Below are 607 nucleotides of genomic sequence, written 5' to 3'. Positions count from 1 at the left end.
GGACGAGGAGCTGTACCGGGCCAAGCTCGACCACGGGTTGGCCAACCTCAAGCGGGTCAAGCCGGCCACCTCGGTGCAGACCCTGGACCGCACCGCCCACGCCCTGGGGTTGACCTACAACCCCAACCGGGCGGAGAAGAACGAAGAGGCCGCTTTCGCTGAGCGCGGGGCGCGCCTGCAGACTTCGTTCGCCGGTTTCACGTTCCAGGCCTGGGGCCCGGCCTCGGACGGTGAGCGCCTCAAGGCAGCGCTGGCCTCCTTCACCGCCCCCTACGGCACCACCGAGAAGACCACCGACGCCAACGGCGTGGGCGCCGACGCTGGTGGCGCCGAAGGCGCCGCCTCGGTCGGCACCGGCACCACCGGTGCCGACCTCGGCCTGATCCCTGCGGGTGAGTCGGTGACCTCGCGCTACGCGCGCACCTACGACGCTCTCATCGCGGCCGCGGGCTTCGCCCACGGCCACCACGGCCACACCGACGGCACCGGCTTCGCCGGTACCACCACCGCTGCTGCTGCCGCTGGCGGCTCGGCCGAAGCCGCTGCCATTGGCGCCACCAACGGTGGCGGCTGCTCGCAGCCGCCCGGTACCAAGGCCGTCATCAAC

General features: G+C 72.2%; 1 pseudogene. It reads left to right on the top strand.

Annotated features, from left to right (window positions below):
* Nucleotides 1–607 (top strand): annotated as a pseudogene (locus tag IDM40_RS27785) (HNH endonuclease signature motif containing protein); the annotation flags it as partial.

The organism is Nocardiopsis coralli, assembly GCF_014892575.1.
Lineage (GTDB): Bacteria > Actinomycetota > Actinomycetes > Streptosporangiales > Streptosporangiaceae > Nocardiopsis > Nocardiopsis coralli.
This window is presented reverse-complemented; position numbering and strand designations above follow the sequence as displayed.